The sequence below is a fragment of the Actinosynnema sp. genome (assembly GCF_052038725.1).
Map to the genome: position 1 here is coordinate 1 of NZ_JBQGCX010001421.1, position 2,001 is coordinate 2,001.

The following is a 2,001-nucleotide window of genomic DNA, read 5'->3' on the forward strand; positions in this document are numbered from 1 at the left end:
GTCCGCCCCCAGCGCCGCCCCGGACACGTTCCCGGCCTCGTCCACCGACGTCGCCCGGCTGTCCCGCGTCCCCAACCCCGGCAGCACCCGCAGCGCCCCCGAGGTGTCCCAGGTGGCGGCGTGCGTGACCCCGCTGCCGTCCGTGGTGTTCCCGACCGCGAGACCCGCGCCGTTCACCGCGTCCACCGTGCTCTGCCCGCCACCGGCGATCTGCGGCAGCCGCACCACCCGCCCGTCCGCCTCCCACCGCACGGCGTTCACCCACGTCCCGCGCACGTTCAGCACGCCCGCGCCGCTCGCGTCCACGCCGACCGGGAACGACCGCGACACCGGCACCGGCGGGAACTCACGCACCGAACCGCCGGCCCAGCGCACCACCACCCGCGCCCCGTCCGCCCGGACCGCCCAGCCCAGCGCGACCCCGGAACCGTTGACCACCACCGCTTCCGCGTCCCGACCGGGGGTGAGCGGGGCGAGGACCTCGAAGCCCGAGGGGGCCGCCACCGCCGGTGTCGCCGAGGTTGCCAGGACAGCCGCCACGACGACCGCCGCACCGCGGAGTCTGCTGCTCAACTCGTCCTCCCGCTGCCGCACCGGGGACTCCGGTCCGGAACCCCCACGACACCCACCCTGGCGCAGCGCGGTGGTGACGGGAAGAGGGAGCGGCGCAGGGTGCCCGAAGGCTCGCGCGCGTGCGGAAAAAGGCGCCGGGCGTCGGTGCGGAATATCCCGGCACGACACGGGACAGCGCGGGACGGCGCGGGAGAAGGGGCCGGAGACGGACCCACCGGGCTCGGGGAAGGTTTGGCAACCACCCGGTCGGTCCGCCTCCGGCGAACCCCGCCCCCGGTTCCGACTCCACGCCGTCGGCCCTGGGACGGGGACGTTCAGCGAACGGGACGGCCACTCCACCTGCCGTTCCGCTCGCTTCGAGGGTGACAACGGCGGGGTGGGGGCGGACCTGAGGGCTTCACCCGGCCGACCGGGCGAAGATCGCGGCGGAACGGGGTGAAAAGGTGCGCGGGAAAAGCGCGCGGTGCTATACATGACGATTGCGCGTTGTTTTCCAACAATCGCTTGAACGTCCTTGAAGAATTATAGCACAAGGGGGCAAGAGTGGTTCGGTCTAATTCGCCGGAAACGGGAAAAGTGCAGGTGGGCGACCCTTCGGTGGAACTGGCCGCGGAGCGCGCGAGGTCCGCCGAGCGGTACCGGCGGCTGGACGCCGAGCGAGCCGAGACCCGGCGCCGCCTGGACGCCGTGCTCGCCGACCACACCGACCTGCCGTGGCAGCGCGAGGTGGCCGTCCGCACCCTCACCGACCGGCTCGCCGGGCTGACCGCGGCCGACAGCGGGTTGTGCTTCGGGCGCACCGACCACGCGGACGGCGGGACCACGTACGTCGGGCGCACCGGCCTGGCCGACGAGGAGCAGGGCACGCTGCTCGTGGACTGGCGCGCCCCCGCCGCCCGGCCGTTCTACACCGCGACCGGCGCGCGCCCCGAGGGCGTCACCCGGCGGCGGCACTTCCACGGCAGGGGGCGGGTGCTGGAGGAGTTCCACGACGACGAGCTGGGAGCCGACCGGTCCTCGCTGCTGCGCGCGCTGGCCGCGCCCAGGGACGGCGGGATGCGCGACATCGTCGCGACCATCCAGGCCGAGCAGGACGAGGTGATCCGGTCGGAGCACCGGGGCGTGCTGGTGGTCGAGGGCGGTCCGGGCACCGGCAAGACCGCCGTGGCGCTGCACCGCACCGCGTACCTGCTCTACACCCACCGCGACCGGCTGTCGCGCTCCGGCGTGCTGCTGGTCGGCCCGAACCCGCTGTTCCTGCGGCACGTCGGGCGGGTGCTGCCGTCCCTCGGGGAGAACGACGTCGTGTTCGCCACTCCCGGCGAGCTGTTCCCCGGCGTGGTCGCGGTGGCCGAGGACGAGCCCGCGGTGCGCGGCCTCAAGGGCGGGCTGGGGGTGCTGGACGTGCTGCGCGAGGCCGTGGCCGAC

The 2,001-nt window shown here is 74.5% G+C and carries 1 protein-coding gene and 1 pseudogene; one reads left to right on the top strand and one right to left on the bottom strand.

Annotation, left to right across the window (positions count from 1 at the left end; genetic code table 11):
- Positions 1-573: pseudogene (locus ACTUAL_RS30000) on the bottom strand (hypothetical protein); the annotation flags it as partial.
- Between the two features lie 597 nt (positions 574-1,170).
- Between ACTUAL_RS30000 and ACTUAL_RS30005 the strand changes: the two are divergent.
- Positions 1,171-2,001 (top strand): UvrD-helicase domain-containing protein (locus tag ACTUAL_RS30005; RefSeq protein WP_440902597.1); only part of this gene is annotated, 831 nt, incomplete at its 3' end.